We start from the raw sequence: 25660 nt of genomic DNA, 5'->3' as shown, positions 1-25660 counted from the left end.
TTTCAACGTGTTCCGACCGGCGGAATCGGCTCAACCTCCAGGAGTAGCCACGTGGACGACTACTTCTCCTAGCGCCCGAATCGACGCTGCCGGTTCTGGTAGTCCAGCACCGCCCGCAGGTAATCCCGCAGCCGAAAGTCGCGCCAGTTCACGTCCGTGAAGTACAGTTCGGAGTACACCGACTGCCAGATGAGGAAGTCCGAGAGCCGCTCGGCGCCCGTCTTGACCACCAGGTCCGGCTCCTCCGGGAACACCAGTCGCTCCTCGATGTCCGTTCCGTCGACGTCCGCCGGGGTCAGCTCCCCGGCCTCGACGGCCTCGGCGATCTCCCGGACGGCGGCGGCGAACTCCCGCTTGCCGCCGAGGCCGATGTTCACCCGGACCGGCGCGTCCGCGCGCTCGGTGTCGCCGGGCGTCCGGACCGCGACGCGCCGGGGGGCCTCGACCCCCGCGAGTTCGCGCGCGAGGGTGTCGACCACCGCCTCGTCGAGCACCGAGACGGAGACGGTGACGCGCTCGGCGCCGTACTCGAACGCCCAGCCGAGCACGTCCTCCAGCGTCCCGTAGGCGCCCTGTTCGAGCAGGTCTCGCTCGGTGATGACGAGCGCGACGTGCTCGGGCGGGCCCTCGTCGTGGAGGCGGTGGCGGAGCGCGAGGTACCTGTCGTAGATGCCCACTGGTGGTGACGTGCACGGGGGTTCCTCAAAAGCCTGTCCGCTCGCGTGGTCGGCGATACCGGCACGGAGCGACCGTCCGACCGTCCTCGAAAGCCTCCGCGGCCCCGTTCGGTCCCGCCCGCTGCAGGCTCGCTCCCCACCTCGCGCCGGTCGGCAGATCCCCTCGTGACGACCGTGTCACGACCACGCTCGCGACAGCCTTATCCCGATGCACACATTCGTACATCACAAGACGGATTCGTTCACCCATGTCCACAATACAGGAGTACGTCGAGCGCGCGACCGAGGGGGAGGACCTGACGGTGGCGGAGGCGCGCGAGGCGTCGACGCTCGTCTTCGAGGATGCGACGGAGGCACAGATCGGCGCCCTCCTCGCGGCGCTGCGGGCGAAGGGCGAGACGGAGGCCGAGATCGCCGGCTTCGCGCAGGGGATGCGCGACGCCGCCCGGACCATCGACCCCGACGGGGACCCGCTCGTCGACACCTGCGGCACCGGCGGCGACGACTACAGCACGATCAACGTCTCCACGACCTCGGCCGTCGTCGCCGCGGGCGCGGGGGTCACCGTGGCCAAGCACGGGAACTACTCGGTCTCCTCCTCGTCCGGAAGCGCGGACGTGCTGGAGGTCGCGGGCGTCAAGGTCGACGCGGAACCGCCGGCCGTCGAGCGCGCCATCGAGCGCGACGGCATCGGCTTCATGCTCGCGCCGGTGTTCCACCCGGCGATGAAGGCCGTCATCGGCCCGCGCAAGGAGCTCGGGATGCGGACGCTGTTCAACGTCCTCGGCCCGCTGACGAACCCCGCCGGCGCGGAAGCGCAGGTGCTCGGCGTGTACGACCCCGACCTCGTCCCCCTGCTCGCGGAGGCGCTCACCCACATGCCGACCGAGCGCGCGCTGGTCGTCCACGGCGACGGCGCCGACGAGATCGCGCTCCACGGGCCGACGCGGGTCGCGGAGATCGACGGCGACGGCGTGACCGAGTTCACGCTCACGCCCGAGGACGTCGGCCTCGACCGCGCGCCGGTCTCGGAGATCGCGGGCGGCACGCCCGAGGAGAACGCGCGGGACCTCGAGGGCATCCTCACGGGCGAGGTGACCGGGCCCAAGCGCGACGTGATCCTCGCGAACGCGGGGGCGGCGATCTACGTCGCCGGCGAGGCCGCGACCGTCGAGGAGGGCGTCGAACGCGCCGCGAACGCCATCGACGAGGGGGACGCCGCCGCCACCCTCGCGGCGATGCGCGAATGACGCGGGTGAAGGTCTGCGGAGTCACGAACGCGACGGACCTCCGCGCGGTCGCGGAGGCCGGCGCCGACGCCGTCGGCGTCATCGCGGACGTGCCCGTCGACACCCCGCGGGAGGTGAACCTCGCGACCGCCGCCGACCTCGCGGCCGCGGCGCCGCCGTTCCTCACGACGACGCTGGTCACGATGCCCGTCGATGCCCAGGACGCCGTCGACGCCGCCCGACTCGTCGACCCCGACGTGCTTCAGGTCCACGGCGAGGACCTCGGGCCGGCCGACGTCGGCTACGTCCGCGCCGAGGCGGGCGTGAAGGTCGTACCCGTCGTCGACCACGACGACCCTGACCGGGCGCGCGAACTCGACGAGGCCGCCGACGCCGTCCTCGTCGACTCGACGACCGAGTCGGGCGCCGGCGGCACCGGCGAGACGGGCGACTGGGACGCGACCGCCGATCTGGCCCGCGACCTCGTGTCGCCGGTCGTCCTCGCCGGCGGGCTGACCCCCGAGAACGTCGCCGGGGCCATCTCGACCGTCGAGCCGTTCGCCGTCGACGTCGCCTCCGGGGTCGAACGCGAGGGCGGCGCCAAGGACCACACCGCGGTCTCCCGGTTCGTCCGGAACGCCGGCCGGTCGCTCGGCGAGGCTGAAGGGACCCCCGTCGACGGGAGGCGGTAGCCCATGAACCGCTCGCGCGAGGAGTTCGTCGACCTGGCGGGGTCCGTCGACGGGCCGGCCGTCGTTCATCTCACGGCGGCGCTCGACCCCCAGGTCGAACCCCTGACGGCGTACGCCGCGCTCGCGGACCGCTCGGACCACTCGTTCCTGCTGGAGAGCGCCGGCAAGGTCGCCTCCAGCGACCCGGACGGCGCGTTCGCGCCGAGCGGAGGGAACGGGACCGTCCCCGGCGCCGGGGGGGCGGCGGGCGAGGCGGCTGCGGGCGGCGCCGAGCGACACGCCCGCTTCTCGTTCGTCGGCTACGACCCCGAGGCGGTCGTCTCCGTCCACCCCGACCGGACCGAGGTCGAACGGCTCGGCCCCGCCGCCGAGTACGTCGAGACCGGCGGCGACGACGTGCTCGACAGGGTTCGTGCAGCACTGCCGGACGTGGAGCGCGTCGGGTTCCCCGAGTCGGACCGGCAGACGCTCGACGGCGGGCTGGTGGGCTTTCTGGCGTACGACGCGGTGTACGACCTCCACCTCGCGGAGGTCGGCGTCGAGCGGCCCGACCCGGTCGTCCCCGACGCGGAGTTCGTGCTCACGACGCGGACGCTCGCGTTCGACGACCGCGAGGGGACCGTCGAACTGGTGTTCACGCCGGTCGTCGGCCCCGACGACGACCCCGGCGCCGTCTACGACGACCTCGCGGCGGAGGCAGACGACGTGGCGGAGACGCTCCGCGCGGCCGAGCCGCCGGAGACCCGCGGCATCCGAAAGACCGGCGAGACGGCGGGCCCGCGCGACGAGTACGAGGCGGCGGTTCGGACGGCGAAGGAGCACGTCCTCGACGGCGACGTCTACCAGGGAGTGATCTCCCGGACGCGAACGGTCGAGGGCGAGGTGGACGACCTCGCGCTGTACGAGTCGCTCCGGTCGGTGAACCCCTCGCCGTACATGTACCTCCTGCAGCACGGCGACCGCTCGGTCGTCGGCGCCTCGCCGGAGACGCTCGTCTCGGTGCGGGGCGACCGCGTCGTCTCGAACCCCATCGCGGGGACGTGTCCGCGCGGCTCCTCGCCCGTGGAGGACCGTCGGCTGGCCGGCGAGATGCTCGCCGACGGGAAGGAGCGCGCCGAGCACACGATGCTCGTGGACCTCGCGCGCAACGACGTCCGGCGCGTCTCCGACCCCGGTTCCGTCCGGGTCGAGGAGTTCATGAACGTCCTGAAGTACAGCCACGTCCAGCACATCGAGTCCACGGTGACCGGGACGCTCGCGGCCGACGCGGACGCCTTCGACGCGGCGCGGGCGACGTTCCCGGCCGGCACCCTGACCGGGGCGCCGAAGGTCCGGGCGATGGAGCTGATCGACGAACTGGAACTCGAGCCGCGGGGCGTGTACGGCGGCGGCGTCGGCTACTTCTCGTGGACCGACGACGCCGACCTCGCCATCGTCATCCGGACCGCGACGGTGGAACACGGCCGCTCCGGGTCGCCGGGGACCCTCGACGAGCGAGCCTCGACCGCCGCCGACGAACTCACGGTCCGCGCGGGCGCGGGCATCGTGGCGGACTCGGACCCGGCGAGCGAGTACGAGGAGACCGAGGGGAAGATGGACGGCGTCCTCGCGGCCGTCGAGCGCGCGCTCGCGGGCCGGGGGGCGGACGCGGAGGACCCCGTGACGGCCGCCGCCGAGTCGGAGGCGGAGCGATGAGGGTCACCGTCGTCGACAACTACGACTCGTTCACGTACAACCTCGTGGAGTACGTGAGCGACCTGTCGGTCGACGGGGAGCGCCCCTCGATCGAGGTGCTGCGGAACGCCGCCTCGCTCGCGGCGGTCCGCGACACCGACCCCGACGCGCTGGTCATCAGTCCCGGCCCCGGCCACCCCCGGAACGACCGCGACGTGGGCGTGACGATGCCGGTCCTGCGGGAGCTCTCGCCCGAGGTTCCGACGCTCGGCGTCTGTCTCGGGCTCGAGGCCGCCGTGTACGAGTACGGCGGGCGCGTCGGTCACGCGCCCGAACCGGTCCACGGGAAGGCGTTCCCGGTCGAACACGACGGCGCGGGCGTGTTCACCGGCCTGGACCAGGGGTTCCGGGCGGGCCGCTACCATTCGCTCGTCGCCACCGAGGTGCCCGACTGCTTCGCCGTGTCGGCGACGACCCGCCACGGCGACGAGGAGCTCGTGATGGGCGTGCGCCACCGGGAGCACCCCATCGAGGCCGTGCAGTTCCACCCGGAGTCGGTGCTCACGGCGGTGGGCCACGACGTCGTCGGGAACTTCCTGGCCGAGTGCGTCTGAGCCGGTAGGAGTCCGCTACCGGTTCGTCCGGAGAGTTCGCTACCGGTTCGTCCGGCGCCGCGCCCCCCGGGGACCGGCGTCGCGACTACGGATCGGTCGTTTCCGCTGCGGAGCGGCCGGGCCCGTCAGACGAGGAACGTGGTGACGAGCAGGAACGCGCCGAGGCCGAGCCCCGCGACGAGGGTGACCTTCCACGCGATCTTGAGCACGATCCGTCCGACCAGCATGACGGCCAGCAACGCCACGATGCCGAGGAACAGCTGGCCCGGTTGGGTCTCGAACACCGCCGGTAGTTGAAGCAGCGCGGCCGTGAGCGAAGCGAGGTTCACCGACATATCCGGGGGTACGTGCTCTTCGTTGATACCGCTTACCCCTCGCTTACCCCGCAGTAATGACCACGTATACGCAACACTGCACCACGTTGCCGTCCCCGTGTTTTCGACCGAACCGCACGACGGCGTAACTTTCGGTCCGCTCTGCACACTCTTATACTTCCTGGGACCGTATCCATGGACGACCGGTAGCGGTTCGCCCGGCAGGACCGTCGTCGCGAAGCGACGGCGCCCAACCGTGGTTGAATTACTGCAACTGGAACCGGACCCACAACGGTTATGACGGTGGCTCCGGAAGCGAACGTCCGTCCGAATTACACATGGAACACTACCACGTCATCACCGAATTCGCCCCGAAGCGGGGCCACGCCGGGGAGGGGCGCGACGCATGAGTCGCGCGGACCTCGGCGCTGACGAACTCGACCTGCCGATCAAGCGCACCCAGGGGGAGACCCTCCGGGAGCGGCTCACCGGCAACGCCTACGACAACATCCTTCCCGCCCGCTATCTTCGCAAGGACGCCGACGGGGAACTCACCGAGACCCAGGAGGAGCTGTTCGTCCGCGTCGCGAAGAACATCGCGCTCGCGGAGGCCGTCTACGAGGCCGAGAAGCGCGACGTCGAGGTGACGGTCACGCCCGACCAGCTGAAGCCCGACCACCCGCGCCGCGACGAACTCGCCGCGGAGGTCTTCGGCGAGGGCGTCGCCCCCGACGACGACGCCGAGACGGCCCTCTCCGTCTACAACGTCAACAAGTTCGCCTACGACACCGTCGTCCCCGAGCTCCCCGAGGAGATCGCCGCGCACGTCGAGGACGTGGCCGACGAGTTCCGGGAGCTGATGGAGCGGCTCTCGTTCATGCCGAACTCGCCGACGCTGATGAACGCGGGCGACGAGCTCCAGCAGCTCTCGGCCTGCTTCGTCGACTCGCCCGACGACGACATCGACGACATCCACCAGACGGCCAAGGAGGCCGCCCAGGTGTTCCAGTCCGGCGGCGGCATGGGCTACGCGTTCTGGAAGCTCCGCCCGTACGGCGACGCGGTCGGCTCCACCGGCGGCATCGCCTCCGGGCCCATCACCTTCATGCGGACGTTCGACCAGATGTGCGAGACCATCGCGCAGGGCGGCGCCCGCCGCGGCGCCCAGATGGGCGTCATGCGCGTCTCCCACCCGGACGTCATCCAGTTCATCCACGCGAAGAACAAGGACGTCTCGCTGGCGAACACTCTGAAGCTGAACGACCCCGACGACTACACGCACACGAGCTTCGCCGACGCGCTGGAGGAGGCGCGGGAACTCATCGGCGAGGACGGCAAGGTCCCGAAACACCTTCGGAACGCCGTCGAGGGCCACCTCTCGAACTTCAACATCTCGGTCGGCGTCACCGACGACTTCATGGCGGCGCTGGAGGCCGGCGAGGAGTTCACGTTCACGAACCCGCGCACGGGGGAGCCCCACGTCGCGACGCCCGAGACGAAGGAGCTCTACGACATGTTCGGGCTCGGCGAGCACGTCGAGGTCGGCGAGGTCCTCTCGGTGCCCGCCGAGGCCGTCTGGGAGCACATCGTCGAGGGCGCCCACGAGAACGGCGAGCCGGGCATCATCTACCTCGAACGGGTGAACAAGCTCCACTCGTTCGACGTGGAGGAGCACCCCGAGCACCGCATCCTCGCGACGAACCCCTGCGGCGAGCAGCCCCTGGAGGAGTACGAGGCGTGCAACCTCGGGCACATCAACCTCTCGACGCTCGCGGCGCTGGACGCCCCGGACTGGCGCGTCTGGAGCGAGGAACACGCGGACGAGTTCGACTCGCAGGCGGACGCGGTCGACGCGTTCCTCGAGGACGCGATGGACTGGGAGGCGTTCGACCACCGCATCGCCTACGGCACCCGGTTCCTCGAGAACGTCGTCACGATGTCGGACTTCCCGGTCGAGGAGATCGAGCGGAAGGTCCGCGAGATGCGCAAGATCGGGCTCGGCGTGATGGGACTGGCCCAGCTGTACATCCAGCTCGGCGTCCGCTACGGCAGCGACGTGGGCAACGAGATCGCCCGCCAGCTCATGACCCACATCAACCACGGCTCGAAGTGGACCTCCCACGTCCTCGCCGAGCAGCGCGGCTCGTTCGACGACTGGGACGACTCGAAGTACGCGAACCCGACCGAGTACCCCGAGTGGTTCGAGCAGTACGTCGGCGAGGACCCCGAGAAGTGGGCCGACGGCTTCCCCATCCGGAACCACAACACGACGACGATCGCCCCGACCGGGACGACCTCGATGGTCGGCAACACCACGGGCGGCTGTGAGCCCATCTACAACGTCGCCTACTACAAGAACGTCTCCGACGACGTGCAGGGCGACGAGATGCTCGTGGAGTTCGACGACTACTTCCTCCGCACGCTGGAGGCCAACGACGTCGACGTCGAGGCCGTGAAGACGGAGGCCCAGGAGCAGATGGCGAACAACGAGTTCGACGGCGTCGACGGGCTGGACGCCGTTCCGGACGCCATCGGCGAGCTGTTCGTCGTCACGGGCGATCTCACCGCGAAGGACCACGCGGGCGTCCAGGTCGCCTGCCAGGCCGGCGTCGACTCGGCCATCTCGAAGACGGTGAACGCGCCCAACGACTCCACCGTGGAGGACGCCGACGACGTCTTCCGCTACATCTACGACCACGGCGGCAAGGGCGTCACCTACTACCGCGACGGCACTCGCTCGAAGCAGGTGCTCACGACCCGCGCGGACAACGCGGAGTTCGCCGACGAGAGCGAGGCCGCCGAGGCGCTCGTCGAGCAGATCTCGGAGGTGTTCGGCGGCATCGAGGGCTTCCTGGGGAACGAGGACGTGCGCGCCGCGCTGGACGCCGAGGTCGAGGGGCTGCTGGAGGCCGCCGACCAGCCGACGGTCGACTACACCGAGAAGCGCCCGCGGCCCGACTCGCTGCGCGGCATCACCCAGCTCATCCAGACCGGCTACGGGAAGGTGTACGTCACCATCAACGAGGACCCGAGCACGGGCGAGCCGTTCGAGCTGTTCGCCAACATCGGCCACTCGGGCGGGTTCACCAACTCCTTCACCGAGTCGCTGGCGAAGGTCATCTCCACCGCCCTGCGCTCGGGCGTCGACCCGAGCGAGATCGTCGACGAATTGCAGGGCACCCGGAGCCCGAAGGTCGCCTGGGACAAGGGCGAGCAGATCCAGTCCATCCCGGACGCCATCGGCACCGCGCTCCGGCGCTACCTCGACGACGAGGTCGACAAGGGCTACCCGGACCAGCAGCGCCTCGACGACATCGACGAGGAGGCGGCACGCTCCGACGCGGCCGACTCGGGGCTTCCGGAGCCGGACGGCGGCGCGGAGGCGGCCGACTCCCCCCACGAACCCGGACCGGAGGCCGCCGGCGGCGCGGACGACGCGGTGGACGAACTCATCGCGAACGGCGAGTCGCCCGAGTGTCCCGACTGCGGCAGCATGACGCTGTACTACTCGGAGGGCTGCAAGACGTGCGAGTCCTGCGGCTGGTCCGAGTGTTAGGGTCCGGTTGAGTCGGGTCGCCGACTGCTTCGGATTTTTGTTCGAGTCGGTCTCGTTCGTTTCCAGTGGAGCGGGCAGCACCGCGACTGCCGTGGTGACGACCGCGGAAGCCCCCGCGGCTCTCGACTCGGTGCGGCCGGCTGCGCTCCTCGCGCTCGGTCGCTCCGCTCCCTCGCGCTGTGGTGCTTACCGGTCCGCGCTTACGAAGACTCGCTCCGCTCCTCTTCCGAATTCTCGTTCGCTGCGCTCACGAGAACTTCGCCGAGAGCCGCGGCCCCTTCCATTCCCACCCGCCGGCTTCCCGACCGAGCGTCGCTGGCTCGATTACCGACCGGCACGCCGTCGGTAGTCCGGCGTTACGGTTGCCGGCTGACGGTCGGGGGATGCGGCGGGCGCGGCTCGCTCCCGCCGGTCGCTCGCGGTGCGCCCGCCGGGGAGGCCCGGGGAGCCACCACGACGCTCGCCCGACCGTCCCACGGAGCGGGACTGAAAGGGGCCGGGCGCTCGACCGCTCCGACTGGCAGGAGTAAGCGCTCACACCACACCGGATCCTGCTGCCTGAACCCACTATCGAACGAACAGCAAGAACTGTCCGTGGGCGACAGTTTATGCGGGTCCGTACCGACCAGCCTCCATGAGCAACCAGCAGGCCCCGGACCGCGAACCGGACGGAGCACACGACGAGGAGCGGTTCGCCGGGGACAAGTCGGAGGAGCTCCCGAGCCACGAGGTCACCGCCGGGGCCGAGCGCGCGCCCCACCGCGCGATGTTCCGCGCGATGGGCTACGACGACCGCGACCTCTCCTCGCCGATGGTCGCCATCCCGAACCCCGCCGCGGACGTCACCCCCTGCAACGTCCACCTCGACGACGTCGCGGGGGCCGCCCGCGAGGGGATCGAGAACGCCGGCGGGATGCCCGTCGAGTTCGGCACCGTCACCATCTCGGACGCCATCTCGATGGGAACCGAGGGGATGAAGGCCAGCCTCATCTCGCGGGAGGTCATCGCCGACTCCGTCGAACTCGTCTCGTTCGGCGAGCGCGTGGACGCGCTGGTGACGGTCGCGGGCTGTGACAAGAACCTCCCCGGGATGATGATGGCGGCCGTCCGGACCGACCTCCCCTCCGTGTTCCTCTACGGCGGTTCGATCATGCCCGGCGAGCACGAGGGGCGGGACGTCACCGTCCAGAACGTCTTCGAGGGCGTCGGCACCTACGCAGAGGGCGAGATGTCCGCCGAGGAACTCGACGATCTGGAGCGGCACGCCTGCCCCGGCGCGGGCTCCTGTGGCGGGATGTTCACCGCGAACACGATGGCCTCCATCTCCGAGGCGCTCGGGCTCGCGCCGCTGGGGGCCGCCTCCCCGCCCGCCGAGTCCGAGGAACGGCTCGACGTCGCGCGCCGCGCGGGCGAACTCGCGCTGGAGTGCGTCGAGCAGGATCGCCGCCCCTCGGACGTCGTCAGCCGCGAGTCGTTCGAGAACGCCATCGCAGTGCAGGTGGCGATGGGCGGGTCGACCAACGCGGTGCTCCACCTGCTCGCGCTCGCGGCGGAGGCCGACGTCGACCTCTCGATCGAGGAGTTCGACGAGATCTCCCGCCGGACCCCCAAGATCGCCAACCTCCAACCCGGGGGCACGCGCGTCATGCTCGACCTCCACGAGGTCGGCGGCGTCCCGGTCGTGATGCGGCGCCTGCTCGCGGGCGGCTACCTCCACGGCGACGCGATGACCGTCACCGGCCGCACGATCGCCGAGGAACTCGCCCATCTCGAGGAGCGCGGCGCGCTCCCCGAAGACGATTCCATCGAGGCGGACTTCCTCTACACCGTCGACGAGCCGTACCAGGAGGAGGGCGCGATCAAGGTCCTCACGGGGAACCTCGCGCCCGACGGCGCGGTGCTGAAGGTCACCGGCGACGACGCGTTCCACCACGAGGGCCCCGCGCGCGTGTTCGAGGACGAGGAGGAGGCGATGGCGTACGTCCAGTCGGGCGACATCGAGTCGGGCGACGTGCTCGTCATCCGGAACGAGGGGCCCCGCGGCGGACCGGGGATGCGCGAGATGCTCGGCGTCACGGCCGCGGTCGTCGGCGCAGGCCACGAGGACGACGTGGCGCTGCTCACCGACGGCCGCTTCTCGGGGGCGACCCGGGGGCCGATGGTCGGCCACGTCGCACCCGAGGCGGCCGAGGGCGGCCCCATCGGCCTCGTGGAGGACGGCGACACGGTGACCGTCGACATCCCGAACCGGGAGCTGTCGGTGGACGTGGACGACGAGAAACTGGAGCGGCGGGCGGGCGCGTGGGAGCCCCGGGAACCCGCGTACACGGGCGGCGTGCTGGCGAAGTACGCCCGGGACTTCGGGAGCGCCGCTAACGGAGCCGTGACGAATCCGAAGGCGAAGCGGGACTGAGGTCGGTCGTCGACGGACCCCTCACCCGTCGAACTCCCCGGCCAGCAGGCCGTAGCGGTGGATGTCCCGCCACTCGCCGTCGACGTACGCCTCCGCGCGGTGGACGCCCTCCCCCTCGAACCCCGCCTTCTCCAGCACCCGCCGGGACGCGGGGTTGTGCTCGAACGCGGTCGCGGTGACCTTGTGGAGCCCGATCGCGTCGAAGCCGTGAGCCAGGACGGCGCGCGAGGCGTCGGTCGCGTACCCGTTCCCCCACTCGTCGGGCGCGATCCAGTAGGCCAGCTCCGCGCGGCGGAACGTGTCGTCGTTCGGCCGCTCGCGGATCAGGTACACGAGGCCGACGGGGTCCCCGTCCGCGACGACGAGCAGGACGAGCGTGTCGTCCGACCGGCCGGTCGTCCCGCCGAGTCGCGGACGGAACTCCCCGGCCGCGGTCGGCAGGGCGCCGCTGCGGGTTCGCCTGACGCGCTCGTCGTTCTCGTTCTCGAGGAGGAAGGGAAGGTCGTCCTCGGTCGCCGGGTGGAGGGTGGTCCGGTCGCCGGAGAGGAACGTCGGGCCGGGCATGAGTGCCCGTCGAGGGGGACGTGACAAGTAATCCGGGGGTCCGAAACCGGGGCCTTCGGACCGGTTCAGTCCGCGCCCGAAGGGGACTCGCCGCCTGCTCCCCCGTTCACCGTCTCGTGGATCCCCAGCACCAGCGCCGGCACGACCACCATGAAGACATGCTCCTCCAGCGGGATCCCTACCAGTTCGACCCCCGTCCGCATCGGAATGGAGAACACCCCCACCTCGAGCGTGTACCAGTCCCAGACGTACGCGACGGGGTACAGCACGGCGACGGTCCTCCCGGCACGCCACAGCGCCCCCCGGCCCTGCCGGGCGAGCAGCGCGAGCGCGACGGCGCCGAAGACGACCTCCGTGGCGAGGTACGTGTACGGCCCCAGGACGGTGACGTCCGGGAGTCCGTACCCGGCGAGCGGGGTGAAGAACGTCGCGACGAGCAGGCCGGCGAGGAAGAGGTACGCCCCGCGGATCAGCAGCATCGTCGCCGTCTCCGCGTCGGCGGGGTACGCCAGCGCGACCACGACGGCGTAGACGAGGCTCGCGGCCGGCGCGCTCGGCGGCACGACGCCCGCGACGGCGAGCGGGACGACCGCGAACAGCCCCGCGCCCAGCAGGGCGTACGCCAGCGTCCGTGCGCGCCGGCGACCGAGCGAGACCGCGACGGTGCGCTTGTCGATGGAGGCGTCGTAGTCGTAGTCCTGCGAGTCGTCGACGACCTTCACGCCCGCGAGGACGACGAGGAACACGGCGGCGAGCGCGAGCGGTCGGAGGGCCACGGCGCCGGTCTGGGCGACGTAGCCGCCGAGGACGCAAAGCGAGATGCCGGTCGGGTAGCCGAGCGTCGTCGTCACGGGGTTCGTGTCGAGTTGCGGGGCGTGCAGGAAGCCGACGAACCAGGTGGGGAGCGTGACCAGCGCCGCGAGCGGGCCCGCGACCGCGAACAGCCACGCGAGGCAGGCGAGGAAGCCGACGCCGGCGCCGACGAGTCCGAGCCGACAGCCCCGCTCGGTCATCGGGTGGTCGTCGTCCTCGCCCCGGCCGTAGAAGTCGACGTAGCCGTCCTTCACGTGGGCGGTGTAGACGGCGAAGAACATCGCCCCGGCGTGGACCAGCGCCACGCGCGGGTCGAACGCGCCCGCGAGCGCGGCGCCGAACAGCGACGACGCGAGCGGCGGGAGCATGAACACGGGGTGGACCTGGGAGGCGAACGCGCGGACCGTCGCCGCCGGTCCGCTCCCGTGGCGGGCGACTGCCATGCGTGGATTTCGCACGCTTGGAGGATAAGTCGACCGCCGGTCCCTGCCGGGCCCCGTCACCTCACCACCTCCGCCGGCTCCCACGGGACGCCGCCGGCCGGAGGTTCCGGTCGGGCCGATGATTATACTACGCGGGGCCCGTTTCGGGGGACATGACCATCTACGAGGCCGAGGTTCCCGGCGTCGGCCACAAGTTCGAACTGGAACTCGACGGGGACGAACGCCTGATCGTGCTCATCCACCACGACGGCAAGCGGGAGGTGTACCTCCGCCCCGGCCCGAACGAGGACAGCGAGAAGCTGTTCGGGCTCACCGGGAAGCGGGCGCGACAGCTCGGCTCGATCCTGGAGGGCGCGTACTTCCAGCCGGTCGAGATGGACGACATCCAGGTCCCGCTCGGGGAGTCGATCATCGAGTGGGTCGAGATCGGCGAGGACTCGCCGGTCGTCGGCGAGACGCTCCAGGAGGCGAACGTCCGGAACCGGACCGGGGTGTCGGTCGTCGCGATCCAGCGCGGCGAGGAGACGATCGCGAACCCGAAGCCGGACGTCACCATCGAGGCCGGCGACACGCTCGTCTCGCTCGGGACGCGCGAGGAACAGCAGGCGTTCGCGGAACTGCTTCGCGAGAACGCGAACACGGGGGACGGCGGGGAGGGAGACGGGTCGACGGAGGGGGACACGGGGGACGAGGCGAGCGACGGGCCGGGGGAGGGCGGGACCGCGGAGGACGCCTGACCCCGGATGGCGGGGGAGCTCCTCCTCGAGATCGGCATCGCGCTCACGGCCGTCGCGCTGGCGGGCGCGCTCGCCTACCGCGTCGGCCTCTCGGTCATCCCCGCGTACATCCTCGTCGGGATCCTCGTCGGCCCGAACGAGCCCTCCTCGGTCGCGGGCGTTTCGCTGACGCTCGTCGATCACGGCGAGTTCATCGACGCCGTTGCGGAGCTCGGCATCGTCTTCCTCCTCTTCTTCCTCGGACTGGAGTTCAGCGTCGGCCAGTTGCTGGCCGACCGGATCCGCATCGCCAAGATCGGGAGCGTCGACTTCGCGGTGAACTTCGGGCTCGGGCTGGTCCTCGGGTTCGCGTTCGGCTTCTCGGTCGTCGAGACGCTGTTCCTCGCCGGCATCGTCTACATCTCCTCGAGCGCGGTCATCACGAAGTCGCTCATCGACAACGGCTGGGTCGCCAACCCCGAGAGCGGCCCCATCCTCGGGACGCTCGTGTTCGAGGACATCCTCATCGCGGTCTACCTGGCGCTGCTGTCGGCGGTCGCGTTCGGCGGCGGGTCGGTGACCGAGGCGGCCGCCTCGGTCGGGGCCGCGTTCGGCTTCCTCGGCGCGCTCGCGCTCGTCGCCTGGTACGGCTCCGGGGCCATCGAACGACTGTTCAGCGTCGACTCGGACGAACTGTTCCTGCTCCGGGTGCTCGGCGCCACGACGCTCGTCGCGGGTGCGGCGCTGACCGCTGGGCTGAGCGAGGCGGTCGCGGCGTTCTTCGTCGGCACCGCGTTCAGCTCCACCGACCACACCGAACGGATCGAGAACGTGGTCGCCCCGGCACGGGACTTCTTCGCCGCGGTGTTCTTCTTCGCCATCGGGCTGACGACCGACGTCACGCTGCTGGCGAACGTGGCGTGGTTGCTGGTCGCGGCGCTCGTGGTGACGACGGCCGGAAAGCTGGTGAGCGGGACCCTCTCGGGCCGCTTGTACGGGCTGGACGCGACGCGGTCGCTCCGGGTCGGGGTCGGGATGGTCCCCCGGGGCGAGTTCTCGCTGATCATCGCCGCGCTGGCCGCCGGCTCCGGGACCGGGACGCTCCAGTCGGTGATCCCGGCGTTCACGGTCGGCTACGTGCTCGTGATGAGCATCCTCGGGACGGTGTTGATCCAGAACGCGGAGGTGCTCACCGGTCGGTTCGGGGACGGGTGGGCCGGCGGGTGATCCCGGGGCGGTGGACGTTCGCCCGGGAGCGTGACGGCACACGGGCGGGGCGACGTCCGGCGGAACCGGCGACGGTCGGTCCGCTCCACGGTCGCAGTCAGTTGCGGGCGGCTCTAGTCCACCGTGGCAATCGTGGGTAGTTCCGATCCACCGTGGCACCCGCCGGTGGTTCCCGTTCGTCGCGCCGGGCGCCGGTGCGCTACCGTGGGTAGCCGTCGTCCACGCAGGACGTCGTCATCTGGACCCGTGCGACCCACCCGGAGTTTCCCCGGGGAACGGGCGTACGAAGAGCCAGTCCCGACCATCGAGGGGTCAGTCGTCGGTGGTTTCTCCCTCGCCGCCGTCGGCGTGGGCCGGGCCCCGGGGCCCGGGCGACGCCGAGGACGCCCGCCCCGCCCAGTCGTCGATGTTCTCCTGGACGTAGTTGTGTCCGCCCCAGCCGAACGCGAGGCCGGCCCCGAGCGCGATGGCGGCCGCGAGCCCCCACGCGGCCGCGTTGGCGAACGTGTAGAGGATGCCGACGTCGATCCCCATCGTGTCCAGACCGATGACGATGGCAGTGAAGTACAGGAACATCCGGGTTCCCGACGCGAACCACGACGTGTACGCCGTCTGGGTCGCCGCACGGGTCCGCGTGATGGCGTCGCCGATGAAGTCCGCGACGACGAACCCGATGGTGATCACCAGCAGGCCGGCGATGAACGCCGGGAGGTACGAGACGGCCGTCCCGATCCACTGTGAGAGCAGCGGGATCGCCAGCACGTTCGCGGCCGCCAGGATCGAGACGGCGTAGACGAACCACTTCCCGATCGTCCCGAACGCGTTCGAGACGGCGTCCTCGCTCCCGCCCATCATCCGTCCGAGCGGCGTTTCGAGCACCATGCGGTCGATCTCGACGCGATCGGCCAGCGTCCGGACCGCCTTGCCGACGGCGACGCCGAGGACCCAGCCGATCAGGAGGATCGCGAGCGCCCCGACCAGCCGCGGCAGGAACGCGACGATCCCCGCGACCGTCTCCTGGAGGAACTCCGGCACGGACACCTGAACGACCTGACCCTGTAACGTTGTAGCGAGCATCACGTCGGTGAAAGTCGCCGACGAAGTTAGTTAGAAAGTACCGAGAACCGGTAACGTGGACTTGTTCATCGGGGTCCGGTCCGCTGTGACCGCCCGTCGAGGGGGTCCCGTCGCCCATCATCAGAACCTACTAACCAGCTGTTACACCGTATGTAACGCTGAAAATTGGCGTCCGACGGGGGTCGAACGGTCGTTACCGTCCCGTTCCGTCCCCTCCGAGGGACGGTTCCGGTCGGGACCCCGTGGCGGGTACACCGCGACCCGCTCGGAACGGACGCGACCGGTCCGACCGATACTCGAGAGTCCCACTCGGAGCACGAGGCGTCGGAGTTCCGGATCGTCAGTGCGGACGGCGATGACGGGGACGAACCGCTCGCTCCTGACCCAGTTCGGGCGGCGGTGCGCACGCCCCTGGCGGCTGCGAAGACGCGCCTGAAGCCCTCGGAGACGTGGGAGCTACAGTGCCGGCAGGTACTATTCGACCCCTCTAACGCGAGAGGGGTGTTCATGCCCCGACCTCCGCACCGTCGGGCGACGGTTACACCTATACGGACGATTCCGGTCAGAAGTGGAGTGGGACCGCCGAGATTCGAACTCAGGTCCTACCGACCCCATCGGCAGAGGATACCACTACCCTACGGTCCCGCATCCGTCCAAAACCGAGCGCGGGGGTTAAGCGCTTCGTTTCGGCCGACCCGCCGTCGGCCGACTCCGAGCCTTCCGCCCCCGTTCCGCTCCGGGTCGCCGACTCACTCCCCGTCGTCCTCGCGCGGGACCACCAGGTCGCCGTCGTCCCGGACCGCCATGCTCGCCACCGCCTGGCCCTCGTAGACGGCCAGCCCCTCGCGCCGCCCGACGACGTAGCCGTCGTGCTCGGACTCCACCCGTTCCAGCACCTCGCCGTGGGGCGACACCACGTCCGCGACGACCTCGCCCGATTCGACCGCGTCACCGGCCTCGACGCGGTGGCGCACCAGCCCCGCGGACTCGGCGTGCGGGCCGACGAAGCGCCGGACGGGGAACTCGACCGGGGCGCCCGGCACGCCCGCCCCCGGTTCCCCGACGTCCGCCGGGACCGAATCCAGCAGGCCGAACTCCGCGGCGACGGCGAGCGTCCCCGCGACGCCGGCCGCCCGGGCGTCCTCCTCGACGACGCCGTGGCCGCCGAGTTCGGCGGTGAACGCCGGGATCCCGGCGGTGTTGAGCGCCGCGCCGGCCGTCGAGCGCTGGAGCGACTCCTCCAGGTACTCCTCGGCGGGGTACTCGGTGAGCACGGGCAGGCCGAACGCCTCGACCAGCCTGTCGAGGTCGGCGGCGAGGTCCTCGGCCCCGGGTTCGGTCCGCCCCTCGCCGTACAGCACCCGGTCGCGGATGGCGAACGGCACGGAGCCGACGCCTGCGGTGTGGAGGTCGACGAGCAGGTCCGCCGAGTCGGCGAGCGCCTCGAACAGGCGCGTGTCGACGCGCTCCTGCGTCTCGGGCGGGCGTGCCGACTCCCGCTCGACGTCCGGGAAGTAGCGGTTCGGGTCGTCGTCGCCGTAGTAGGTGGTGCGCTCGTTGCGCCGCAGGCCCGCCGGACTGGCGACCGGGACGACGACCACGGCGCCGGCCAGGTCGCCCGCGAGGTCCCGGGCGGTCCGCGCGACGTCCTGTGCGACCGCGACGCCGGTGGCCTCGTCGCCGTGGACGCCGCCCGTGACCCACAGCGTCGGCCCCGCCTCGGCGCCGTTCACGACCGTGACCGGGAGCCGTTCCTCGCCGCCGGTCGGGAGGCCCGCCACGGGGAGCCACCCGTCCGCGACCTCGCCGGGCGCCGCGCTCGCGGTGCCGACCTCGATGGTATCGGTCATACCCGCGACTCGCGAGCGGCGGGGAAAAAGTCCCGTTCGGCGGCAGTCCGTACTGTTTCGTGGGACGAGTGCGCGGGCCCGGTACCTGCAACAGTCGTACCGCGAGCGAAGGAGCGGAGCGACCGAGCGAGCGACGTTTGGGCGTGAACGGTTTTGGCGGGAGTTCGACGAACGAGGGCGGTAGGGGGCTGCCCGAGCGAGGAGGACCCCGCAAAAGAGGTTCGTTAGACGAGCACCCGTTCGAGCGAGACGACCTCGCCGGCCTCGGCGTCCGGGTCGCCGACGAGCGCGCCGAGACAGACGGCCGATCCGTCCGCCGTGTAGCAGACCAGCAGGTCGCCCTCGTCGGGTTCGGCGTCCGGGGCGTCCTCCGGCCCGCTCACGCCGACGACGCCGGGGGCGTACACCGGGGCGCCGTTGGCGATCTCGGCGGCGGCGCTGTCGGCGACGGTGATCCGCGGGAGGTGGGTGAGCGCCCGTTCCGCTGGCGCGAGGACCTCGCGGAGCAGGCGCTCGTCGCCGTCCTCACGTTCGTACGCCAGCCCGTCCACGAGGTCCTGCAGGGTGTGGAGGTCGCGGTCGTCGAACGGGTCCGTCGCGGTCCGGCGGAGGTGGCCCATGTGCCCGCCGGTCCCGAGCGCCAGCCCGACGTCGTGACACAGCTTCCGGACGTAGGTCCCCGACTCGCAGCGGATCCGGAGGAGCACCTTCCGGTCGGTCCGGTCGAGCACGTCGAGGTCGTACACCTCGCGGGTGCGGAGCCGACGGGCGACCGCGGACTTGCGCGGCGGTTTCTGGTACAGTTCCCCCTCGAACTCGGCGAGGACGGCCTCGAGGTCGGCCGGGGCGCGACCGTGGAGTTCGAGCACCGCGACGTACTCCTTGGTTCCCTCGAGGAACGCCCGCGCGAGCCTGGTCGCGTCCCCGAGCAGGACCGGCAGACAGCCCGTCACCTTCGGGTCCAGCGTCCCCGCGTGCGCGGCGCGCTCGACGCCGGCCACGTCCCGGACCCAGGCGCTCACCTGGTGGGCGGAGGGGCCGGCGGGTTTGTCGAGGTTCACGACGCCGAACTCGAGGAGTTCGTCGACGGTCCGGTTCTCGGGGGCGGGGCGCATGTGCGGTCAGAAGTCGTACTCGACGCCGACGACCGGCGTCTTCCCCTCGTCGGTGTTCGGGTCGTAGGAGTCGACGGCCGTCGTCAACATCCCCAGCACGCCCTCCGCGGACCAGCGCGCGGTGTTGTAGGAGATGTCGTAGATGGTCAGGTCGTCGATGCGGACGTTGTAGTACTCCTCGTACCGCTTCGCCTCGCTCCGCTCCCGGCGCTCGGTCTCCTCGCGAACCTGGTCGAGCGGCTTGCCCTCGCGGTCGGCGATGCGTTCACAGCGGACCGAGAGCGGCGCGTCGAGCCAGATGCGGAGGTCGGCGTGTTCGGCCGCGAGCCAGCCCGCGAGCCTGGACTCGAGCAGCACGTCGTCGCGCTCGAGGGCGACCTCGCGGAGCCGGCGGTCCAGGTCGCGGTCGATCGCCTCGTCCTCCTCGGCGAGCTCGTTGAACTCGACGGGCGTCATGCCGTTCTCTGCCGCGAGTTCGCGGAAGATGTCGCCGCCGGAGACGTGGTCGAGCCCGAAGGCTTCAGCGAGCGACGCGGCGGTGGTGCTCTTCCCGCTGCCGGGCGGGCCGGAGACGGTGATCAACATATCACGACTGTGCCGGACGGACAAATGAAGCTGTCCATGTTTCCGGGAGCGTGGGGGGTCCTGACGGGGTCGAGGGTCGCCCGGTCAGTCTTCGTCCCGGCTCGCCAGCCCCGCGAGGTGGGGAGCCTCCGGCGCGATGATCCCCTCGGCCCCCAGCAGGGCGGCGTTCTCGCTGCCGGGGAGACAGAACACCGGGACGCCGTCCGCGACGCCGGCCGTCGCGCGGGTCGCGACGACCATCGTGCCGATCTCCTCCCGGGACATGGCCCGGAACAGTTCGCCGAAGCCCGGGAGCCGCTTGTCGAACAGCGGGTCGACCGCCTCGACGGTGACGTCGTCGGGCGTCACGCCCGTCCCGCCCGTGGTGACGACGCAGTCCACGTCGTCGCGGTCGACGAGGTTGTTGATCGCCCCCTGCACCCCGTCGTAGTCGTCCCGGACGAGTTCGCGCGTGACGAGTTCGTCGCCGGCGTCCTCGACGGCAGCGACGATCGCGTCGCCGGCGGGGTCGTCCTCGATCGACCGCGAGGAGGAGACGGTCACGACCGCGTAGCCCACGGTTTCGAGGTCGTGGCCGTGGTGGTGGTCGTGGCCGTGATCGTGGTGGTCGTGGCCGTGGTCGTCGTCATCGTGGCCGTCGTGGTGGCCGTGGCCCCCGTGGTCGCTCATGGCTCGCCGTTGGTGAGGGGCGCACAAAAAGCGACGCGTCGGTCGATCACTCCGGGGAAGCGCCGTGCCGATCCTCGTCGAGCATGTCGGCGACGTGCTCGGGGGCGACTGCCTCGCCACGCTCGGCGACGCGTTCGTACTGCTCGCGGGCCCACGCGAGCGCCTCCCCGGCGTCGTTCACCGCGACGCCCCGGATCCCGGTGTCGGTGTAGACGACGACGCCGGCCTCCGCGTCGTCCGCGAGCCAGAGCCCGAAGTCGAACGGGACGGGGCCGCTCAGGAGGTCGAGTTCGCCGCGCCGGAGCGATTCGACGGCCGCCCCGCCGCGGACCTCCACGACCTGCCGGAGGACGGCGGGCGTCACGTGCAGTTCGGGCACCGCCCCGTCCGAACTCGCGTGTTCGCGGAACGACGCCATGTGGCCGGCGAGCGCGGCCGGCGCGACGCCGCGAACGGAGTCCGCGTCGGCCACGGAGTCGAACAGGTCGTCGACGACCCGGTCGGGCGCAGGCGGGGTCGCGACGCTGACCCTCGCGCCGCGGAGGAACGCGGCGCCCAGCGGGGTGGCGGCGGGAAGCGCGTCGAGGAGGGGCGACGCGTCCGCCAGCCCGTCGAGCGTGTCCCTGTACTCGTCGGCCGCCGCGAGCGCCTCGCGGCCGAACCCGGTCGCGCGTACCGCGCCGGAAACGCGCTCTACCAGGCCGGCCTCCGTCAACTCCCGCACCGCGCGGTCGAGCGTGGTGCGCGGCATGTCCAGCGAGTCGACGAGGTCGCGTTTGCGGACCGGTCCGTCCGTCAGCGCCCGGAGGCACTCGCGCCGCCTGGCGAGCACCGGGGCGACCTCGGCCGCGTCGGGGGACGACATTCGGGAGGTCCGTTTCGGGCCACGGTCATTTGTGTTCCGTTCCGTCCCCGCCGCGACGGGCGGGTTCCCGCGCGGCGGGACGCTTCCCGGTCGGTGAAGTGATGACTGCCGCGGGAGAGCGTTCCTCCGCAGGCCCGCGACGACGGCCCTCCACCGACCGATCGACACGGGTGCCCGTCCCCCCGCGCCTTCGCGCCGACGTCGTCCCCCGCCGACCGACCATCCCGGCGCGGGGGGTAGGGTTTTGTTCCCGGCCGTGCCAGTCCGAGCCATGAAGGCAGTCCAGTTCGCCCGGCACGGCGACCGCGACGTCATCGAGTACGACGAGTTCCCCGACCCGGAACCCGGTCGCGACGAGGCGCTCGTGGACGTGAAGGCCGGCGCGCTGAACCACCTGGACGTCTGGACCCGGCGGGGGCTGCCGGGCGTCGACCTGGAGATGCCACACGTCCCCGGCAGCGACGGGGCGGGCGTCGTGCGGGAGGTCGGCGCGGGCGTCACCCGCTTCGAGGAGGGCGACCACGTCGCCGTCAGCGCGGGCGTCTCCTGTGGCGTCTGCGAGTTCTGCCGGGACGGCGAGGAGTCGATGTGCGTCCGCTACAGCATCATCGGCGAGCACCAGCGCGGCGTCCACTCCGAGCTCGCCGCGGTGCCCGAGGACAACCTCGTTCCGGTGCCCGACCACGTCGACTGGGAGACGGCCGGGTCGGCCTCGCTCGTCTTCCAGACGGCCTGGCGGATGCTGCTCTCGCGGGGCGACCTCTCGCCGGGCGAGAAGGTGCTCGTGCTCGGCGCGTCCGGCGGCGTGGGCCACGCGGCGGTCCAGATCGCCGACTTCGCGGGTGCGGAGGTGTACGCCACCGCATCCAGCGAGGAGAAACTCCGCTACGCGGAGGAGTGCGGCGCCGACCACGTCGTCGACTACGAGGACGAGGACTTCGCCGACGAGATCCGCGAGCACACCGGCCGGCGCGGCGTCGACATGGTCGTCGACCACGTCGGGGCGGCGACGTGGCACGACTCGCTGAGATCGCTCGCGAAGGGCGGCCGCGTCGTCACCTGCGGGGCGACCACCGGCGGCACCCCCGAGACGGACATCAACCGCATCTTCTGGAACCAGCTCTCGGTCATCGGTTCGACGATGGCGACGCCCGGCGAGGTGGACGACGTGCTCGAACTCGTCTGGGACGGGACGTTCGAGCCGCGGGTTCGCGACGTGCTCCCGATGTCCGAGGCCGCGCGGGCCCACGAGATGCTGGAGAACCGTGAGGGCTTTGGGAAGGTGGTGGTGAGACCCGACAGTGAGCTCTGAATCCGGAACCGCCGGAGTGGACGGCGCGGGCGGCAGCGATGCGAACGGCGTCGACGAGGGGTACGTCCACCGCCCGGAGGGCCAGTGGGACGAGCGGACGGACGCACGCGGCCGGCCTCCGGCGGACGACACGGGAGAGGGCCTCGGCCGCGCGGGCTGGGTGCTCGTCGGGGTCGTCGTCCTCGCGTTCCTCGTGATCCCGGGAGTCATCTACCTCCGACCGGCGACGCCCGGCGAACTCGGCTTCGGCTTCCTCGCGGCGATGCTCGTCCTCCCGATGCTCCCCGCCGCGCTGCTCGGCGCGACCGCGGTGTGGAGCGCGGTGCGGGGGCGGGACGGCTGAGCCGGGGAACGCTCCCGTCGGCCCCGCCCCGGTCGCGCCCGGCGAGCCGCCGTCTTCCGGGGTGAATCGGCCGGTACGTTTTCGCCGCGGGCGGCGGTAGTGGGTCGCATGTCCCCCGCGAGCGACGAGGCCGGTGTGGACCCTTCGGACCCGGACGGTGCCGGCGTCGCGGTCGACGCGACCGACGACCTCCCCCCGGAGGTGCCCGGCGAGGCGCGCTACGTCGAGGCGAACGGCCGGCGGTTCCACGTCGTCGAGGCCGGCCCGGCGGACGGCGATCTGGTGCTTCTCCTCCACGGCTTCCCGGAGTTCTGGTACGGCTGGCGCCACCAGATCCGACCGCTCGCGGAGGCCGGCTACCGCGTGGTCGTCCCCGACCAGCGCGGCTACAACCGCAGCGAGAAGCCGGAGGCCGTTCGCGACTACCGCATCGAGCACCTGACGGCCGACGTGCTCGGCTTCATCGACGCCCACGGCCGGGAGACCGCGGCGCTGGTCGGTCACGACTGGGGCGGCGTCGTCGGCTGGTGGGTCGCGCTGCGGCACCCGGAGCGGCTCTCGACGTTCGTCGCCGCGAACGCTCCGCACCCGACCGTCTTCCGCGAGACCCTCCGGAGCGACCCCGAACAGCTGCTCCGCTCCTCGTACGCCGCGTTCTTCCAGCTTCCCGTCCTCCCGGAACGCGCGAGCAGGGCGCTGAACTGGCGCCTGCCGACGTGGCTGATGCGGGAGTCGTCGATGCCCGGGACGTTCTCGGCGGCCGACTTCGACCGGTACCGGGCGGCCTGGTCGCGACCGGGCGCGTTCACCGCGATGCTGAACTGGTACCGGGCGGCGGCCCGGGAACGGCCCCGACCGTCGGACCCGGAGGTCACGGTACCCACGCGGATCGTGTGGGGGGCCGGCGACCGGTTCCTGCGGCGCCTGATGGCACACGACAGCCTGAGCTACTGCGTCGACGGCCGCTTTTCGCACGTCGACGAGGCGACCCACTGGGTCCAGCACGAACAGCCGGTCCGGGTCGCCGACCTGATCCTGGACGAGCTCGGCTAGGGCCCCTCCCCGTCGACGTCGCCGTGGTCGGGGGAGTCGGCCGCCCCCGGCGACCCCGTGGAGTCGCCGACCCCGGACGTCCCCGTGGACCCCTCCACGCCTGACGTCCCGGTGGCGGACCCGACCGTCCCCGAACCCGCCCCGGAGGCGCCGGCCGCCGCCGTCTCGCCGCGCTCCCGCTGCCGGCGCCGCATGCTCTGCCGGGTGAACTGCGGGCTCGCCTGGATGCCACGCCGCTTCGTTCGGAACGACCGGTGGAGGAAGAACGCCATGGGGAGCGTGAGCCCGACGATGGCGATCGCCAGGTACGTCTGGACGCGGGTGTCGCCGAAGGAGTAGACGATCGCGGCCGACAGCAGGCCGACCGCGGTGAGGATCGAGTAGGCGAGCCGCTTCGCCAGTCGGTCGATGATGCGGCTGTCGTCGGTCAGCGTGACGTTCACCGTCAGATCCTCGCGGCGGAGGCTATCGAGCGCCGAGTCGAGTTTGGGCGGGACCGTCAGGGCGGCCCGTGCCGTTTCGTGGACCTGGTCGGCCGCGTCGCGGACGAACCGCTCGGCGGTCTCCTCCAGGTAGCCCTCCTCCCGGAGGTAGTCGGTGGCGACCTCGATGAAGTCGAAGTCCGGGTCGAGCGTGACGCAGACCCCCTCGACGACCGTCGCCACGCGGAGGACGAGCGCCATGTTCTGGGGGAGTCGAAGCGGGAAGTCGTAGATGGTCGACTCCACCTGCTCTATCACCTGCTGGACGCGGTACTGCTCGATGTCCTCCCCGCGCACGTCGGCGATGGCCAGTTCCATCACCTCCGCCATCACCGCGCGGTCGGCGTCGGGTGAGAGCGTCCCCATCGCCACCAGCGCGTCGAGGATGCCGTCGATGTCCCGGTTCGCGATGGCGACGTAGAAGTCGACGATGCGGTCCTGGACGTACGGGTCGACGTGACCCGACATGCCGAAGTCGTAGAAGATGACCCTGCCGTCGTCGGTCACCGAGAGGTTCCCGGGGTGGGGGTCGGCGTGGAAGGTGCCGTCGTCGATGATCATCCGGAGGTACGCCTCCTGGACGGTCCGCGCGAGGGCGGTCCGGTCGATGCCCTTCGACTCGAGCGCGGCCACGTCGCTGATCTTCGTGCCCGGCCGGTACTCCATCGTCAGCACGGTGGGGCCGGAGGCGGCGGGGATCGTGCGGGGGATGACGATCCGATCCTCGCCCTCGAAGTTGCCGCGGATGGTCTCGAGCATCGCCCGCTCGCGCTCGTAGTCCATCTCCTGGTTGATGGTCCGGTCGAACTCCTCGGCGAGGTTCTCCAGCGAGAACGCCTGTCCCTCGCCGACGAACCGGGAGAGCAGCGGGAGCGACCACTTGATGATCCGCAGGTCCGCGTTCACCAGCGTCTCGACGCCCGGCCGGCGGACCTTCACGGCGACGCGCTGGCCCTCGTAGGTCGCGACGTACACCTGTCCGAGGCTGGCCCCGGAGATGGGGTCGGTGTCGAACTCGTCGAAGGTTCCCTCGACGGGGCCGAGTTCGGCCTCCAGCACCGCCCTCGACTCGGGCCAGGGAGCCGGGGGGACCTCGTCTTGGAGCGTCGAGAGCACGTCGATGTACTCGGGCGGGAGCACGTCCGGCCGGGTCGAGAGGATCTGGCCGAGCTTGATGAACGTCGGCCCGAGGGTGAGCAGCGTGTCGAGCAGCACCTCGGCCCGTTCGCGGCGCGTCCCGGGCGTGACGTCCCGCGACCCGCCGAACAGGAGGAAGCGCCGGCGGTCGCGTGCGTAAGCGACGATGAGCGGGAGGAAGCGATAGACGACGAGCGGGAAGCGCCGGTACGCGCGGGGGGAGACCAGCGTCACCACCCC

General features: G+C 71.3%; 22 protein-coding genes, 1 tRNA gene and 1 pseudogene. 11 read left to right on the top strand and 13 right to left on the bottom strand.

From position 1 onward, the window contains the following. Window positions 1-68: 68 nt before the first annotated feature. Window positions 69-677 carry an undecaprenyl diphosphate synthase family protein gene (locus HUG12_RS07150; RefSeq protein WP_179268099.1) on the bottom strand — a complete coding sequence of 203 codons (609 nt, stop codon included), beginning with the start codon at window positions 675-677 and terminating at the stop codon, window positions 69-71. 257 nt (window positions 678-934) lie between these two features. Here HUG12_RS07150 and trpD point away from each other — a divergent pair, with 257 nt between their 5' ends. Genes trpD through trpG form a run of 4 tightly spaced genes read left to right on the top strand, consistent with a single transcriptional unit; the run spans window position 935 to window position 4886 of the window. Continuing rightward, a complete protein-coding gene (trpD, locus tag HUG12_RS07145) occupies window positions 935-1927 on the top strand; it encodes an anthranilate phosphoribosyltransferase (protein WP_179270599.1) in 993 nt (330 codons plus the stop codon). Then, on the top strand, window positions 1924-2598 hold the full coding sequence (locus HUG12_RS07140; protein WP_179268098.1) for a phosphoribosylanthranilate isomerase: 675 nt from the start codon (window positions 1924-1926) through the stop codon (window positions 2596-2598). Before trpD ends, HUG12_RS07140 begins: the two co-directional genes overlap by 4 nt. A gap of 3 nt (window positions 2599-2601) precedes the next feature. Continuing rightward, entirely contained in the window at window positions 2602-4293 is a 1692-nt protein-coding gene (gene trpE, locus HUG12_RS07135; RefSeq protein WP_179268097.1) for an anthranilate synthase component I, read from the top strand. Continuing rightward, window positions 4290-4886 carry an anthranilate synthase component II gene (gene trpG / locus HUG12_RS07130; protein WP_179268096.1) on the top strand — a complete coding sequence of 199 codons (597 nt, stop codon included), beginning with the start codon at window positions 4290-4292 and terminating at the stop codon, window positions 4884-4886. Before trpE ends, trpG begins: the two co-directional genes overlap by 4 nt. Window positions 4887-5011: 125 nt before the next feature. Here the strand turns inward: trpG and HUG12_RS07125 are convergent, their stop codons facing one another. Next, the gene (locus HUG12_RS07125; protein ID WP_179268095.1) at window positions 5012-5221 is read right to left on the bottom strand and encodes a hypothetical protein; all 210 of its coding nucleotides are present in this window, start codon (window positions 5219-5221) and stop codon (window positions 5012-5014) included. Between the two features lie 385 nt (window positions 5222-5606). Here HUG12_RS07125 and HUG12_RS07120 point away from each other — a divergent pair, with 385 nt between their 5' ends. Together HUG12_RS07120 and ilvD are read left to right on the top strand one after the other, a co-directional pair. Beyond that, entirely contained in the window at window positions 5607-8756 is a 3150-nt protein-coding gene (locus HUG12_RS07120) for an adenosylcobalamin-dependent ribonucleoside-diphosphate reductase (RefSeq protein ID WP_179268094.1), read from the top strand. Window positions 8757-9390: 634 nt separating this feature from the next. Further along, window positions 9391-11169, top strand: a complete 1779-nt coding sequence (gene ilvD, locus HUG12_RS07115) for a dihydroxy-acid dehydratase (protein ID WP_179268093.1) — start codon at window positions 9391-9393, stop codon at window positions 11167-11169. Window positions 11170-11190: 21 nt separating this feature from the next. On the opposite strand, the gene HUG12_RS07110 is transcribed toward ilvD, so the two are convergent. Beyond that, a complete protein-coding gene (locus tag HUG12_RS07110) occupies window positions 11191-11733 on the bottom strand; it encodes a GNAT family N-acetyltransferase (RefSeq protein WP_179268092.1) in 543 nt (180 codons plus the stop codon). 65 nt (window positions 11734-11798) lie between these two features. Further along, window positions 11799-12989: a lycopene cyclase domain-containing protein gene (locus HUG12_RS07105; RefSeq protein WP_179268091.1), complete on the bottom strand. Its 1191-nt coding sequence runs from the start codon at window positions 12987-12989 to the stop codon at window positions 11799-11801. 152 nt (window positions 12990-13141) lie between these two features. Between HUG12_RS07105 and HUG12_RS07100 the strand changes: the two are divergent. Together HUG12_RS07100 and HUG12_RS07095 are read left to right on the top strand one after the other, a co-directional pair. Next, window positions 13142-13612: pseudogene (locus HUG12_RS07100) on the top strand (cation:proton antiporter regulatory subunit); the annotation flags it as partial. Between the two features lie 120 nt (window positions 13613-13732). Then, a complete protein-coding gene (locus tag HUG12_RS07095; protein ID WP_179268089.1) occupies window positions 13733-14932 on the top strand; it encodes a cation:proton antiporter in 1200 nt (399 codons plus the stop codon). A gap of 312 nt (window positions 14933-15244) precedes the next feature. Here the strand turns inward: HUG12_RS07095 and HUG12_RS07090 are convergent, their stop codons facing one another. The 8 genes from HUG12_RS07090 to HUG12_RS07060 form a co-directional block, all read right to left on the bottom strand. Beyond that, a complete protein-coding gene (locus HUG12_RS07090; RefSeq protein WP_179270598.1) occupies window positions 15245-16009 on the bottom strand; it encodes a mechanosensitive ion channel family protein in 765 nt (254 codons plus the stop codon). Window positions 16010-16074: 65 nt separating this feature from the next. Then, window positions 16075-16518 carry a DUF7563 family protein gene (locus HUG12_RS22180; RefSeq protein ID WP_449405262.1) on the bottom strand — a complete coding sequence of 148 codons (444 nt, stop codon included), beginning with the start codon at window positions 16516-16518 and terminating at the stop codon, window positions 16075-16077. Window positions 16519-16583: 65 nt separating this feature from the next. Then, window positions 16584-16654, bottom strand: a tRNA-Pro gene (locus HUG12_RS07085). Window positions 16655-16758: 104 nt separating this feature from the next. Next, complete coding sequence (locus tag HUG12_RS07080) at window positions 16759-17859, bottom strand: succinylglutamate desuccinylase/aspartoacylase family protein (protein WP_179268088.1); 1101 nt, start codon at window positions 17857-17859, stop codon at window positions 16759-16761. A gap of 224 nt (window positions 17860-18083) precedes the next feature. Beyond that, complete coding sequence (locus HUG12_RS07075) at window positions 18084-18974, bottom strand: RNA-guided pseudouridylation complex pseudouridine synthase subunit Cbf5 (RefSeq protein ID WP_179268087.1); 891 nt, start codon at window positions 18972-18974, stop codon at window positions 18084-18086. Window positions 18975-18980: 6 nt separating this feature from the next. Continuing rightward, window positions 18981-19559, bottom strand: coding sequence for a (d)CMP kinase (cmk, locus tag HUG12_RS07070; protein ID WP_179268086.1), 579 nt, complete (start codon window positions 19557-19559; stop codon window positions 18981-18983). Between the two features lie 84 nt (window positions 19560-19643). After that, the gene (locus HUG12_RS07065) at window positions 19644-20228 is read right to left on the bottom strand and encodes a MogA/MoaB family molybdenum cofactor biosynthesis protein (protein ID WP_179268085.1); all 585 of its coding nucleotides are present in this window, start codon (window positions 20226-20228) and stop codon (window positions 19644-19646) included. A 46-nt stretch (window positions 20229-20274) separates the two neighbouring features. Continuing rightward, window positions 20275-21093, bottom strand: coding sequence for a helix-turn-helix transcriptional regulator (locus tag HUG12_RS07060; RefSeq protein WP_179268084.1), 819 nt, complete (start codon window positions 21091-21093; stop codon window positions 20275-20277). A gap of 271 nt (window positions 21094-21364) precedes the next feature. On the opposite strand from HUG12_RS07060, the gene HUG12_RS07055 reads away from it, so the two are divergent. The 3 genes from HUG12_RS07055 to HUG12_RS07045 all read left to right on the top strand — a co-directional run bounded on the left by HUG12_RS07055 (window position 21365) and on the right by HUG12_RS07045 (window position 23801). After that, complete coding sequence (locus HUG12_RS07055; protein ID WP_179268083.1) at window positions 21365-22405, top strand: zinc-binding dehydrogenase; 1041 nt, start codon at window positions 21365-21367, stop codon at window positions 22403-22405. Beyond that, complete coding sequence (locus HUG12_RS07050) at window positions 22395-22748, top strand: hypothetical protein (protein WP_246308155.1); 354 nt, start codon at window positions 22395-22397, stop codon at window positions 22746-22748. The genes HUG12_RS07055 and HUG12_RS07050 overlap by 11 nt, the downstream gene beginning before the upstream one ends. 108 nt (window positions 22749-22856) lie before the next feature. Beyond that, window positions 22857-23801, top strand: coding sequence for an alpha/beta fold hydrolase (locus tag HUG12_RS07045; RefSeq protein WP_179268082.1), 945 nt, complete (start codon window positions 22857-22859; stop codon window positions 23799-23801). Here HUG12_RS07045 and HUG12_RS07040 read toward each other — a convergent pair. Further along, window positions 23798-25657, bottom strand: coding sequence for an ABC1 kinase family protein (locus HUG12_RS07040; RefSeq protein ID WP_218836418.1), 1860 nt, complete (start codon window positions 25655-25657; stop codon window positions 23798-23800). The two genes, HUG12_RS07045 and HUG12_RS07040, sit on opposite strands and share 4 nt — an antisense overlap. Window positions 25658-25660 lie beyond the last annotated feature (3 nt).

Source organism: Halorarum salinum, from assembly GCF_013402875.1.
Lineage (GTDB): Archaea > Halobacteriota > Halobacteria > Halobacteriales > Haloferacaceae > Halorarum > Halorarum salinum.
Note: the sequence above shows the minus strand (reverse complement) of the source record. Positions and strands in the feature narration are given on the sequence as shown.

Coding starts and splice junctions, on each gene's coding strand:
- HUG12_RS07140 (WP_179268098.1), top strand. CDS start 1,924: ATGACGCGGGTGAAGGTCTGCGGAGTCACGAACGCGACGGACCTCCGC.
- trpE (WP_179268097.1), top strand. CDS start 2,602: ATGAACCGCTCGCGCGAGGAGTTCGTCGACCTGGCGGGGTCCGTCGAC.
- trpG (WP_179268096.1), top strand. CDS start 4,290: ATGAGGGTCACCGTCGTCGACAACTACGACTCGTTCACGTACAACCTC.
- HUG12_RS07125 (WP_179268095.1), bottom strand. CDS start 5,221: ATGTCGGTGAACCTCGCTTCGCTCACGGCCGCGCTGCTTCAACTACCG.
- HUG12_RS07120 (WP_179268094.1), top strand. CDS start 5,607: ATGAGTCGCGCGGACCTCGGCGCTGACGAACTCGACCTGCCGATCAAG.
- ilvD (WP_179268093.1), top strand. CDS start 9,391: ATGAGCAACCAGCAGGCCCCGGACCGCGAACCGGACGGAGCACACGAC.
- HUG12_RS07110 (WP_179268092.1), bottom strand. CDS start 11,733: ATGCCCGGCCCGACGTTCCTCTCCGGCGACCGGACCACCCTCCACCCG.
- HUG12_RS07105 (WP_179268091.1), bottom strand. CDS start 12,989: ATGGCAGTCGCCCGCCACGGGAGCGGACCGGCGGCGACGGTCCGCGCG.
- HUG12_RS07095 (WP_179268089.1), top strand. CDS start 13,733: ATGGCGGGGGAGCTCCTCCTCGAGATCGGCATCGCGCTCACGGCCGTC.
- HUG12_RS07090 (WP_179270598.1), bottom strand. CDS start 16,009: ATGCTCGCTACAACGTTACAGGGTCAGGTCGTTCAGGTGTCCGTGCCG.
- HUG12_RS22180 (WP_449405262.1), bottom strand. CDS start 16,518: ATGAACACCCCTCTCGCGTTAGAGGGGTCGAATAGTACCTGCCGGCAC.
- HUG12_RS07080 (WP_179268088.1), bottom strand. CDS start 17,859: ATGACCGATACCATCGAGGTCGGCACCGCGAGCGCGGCGCCCGGCGAG.
- HUG12_RS07075 (WP_179268087.1), bottom strand. CDS start 18,974: ATGCGCCCCGCCCCCGAGAACCGGACCGTCGACGAACTCCTCGAGTTC.
- cmk (WP_179268086.1), bottom strand. CDS start 19,559: ATGTTGATCACCGTCTCCGGCCCGCCCGGCAGCGGGAAGAGCACCACC.
- HUG12_RS07065 (WP_179268085.1), bottom strand. CDS start 20,228: ATGAGCGACCACGGGGGCCACGGCCACCACGACGGCCACGATGACGAC.
- HUG12_RS07060 (WP_179268084.1), bottom strand. CDS start 21,093: ATGTCGTCCCCCGACGCGGCCGAGGTCGCCCCGGTGCTCGCCAGGCGG.
- HUG12_RS07055 (WP_179268083.1), top strand. CDS start 21,365: ATGAAGGCAGTCCAGTTCGCCCGGCACGGCGACCGCGACGTCATCGAG.
- HUG12_RS07045 (WP_179268082.1), top strand. CDS start 22,857: ATGTCCCCCGCGAGCGACGAGGCCGGTGTGGACCCTTCGGACCCGGAC.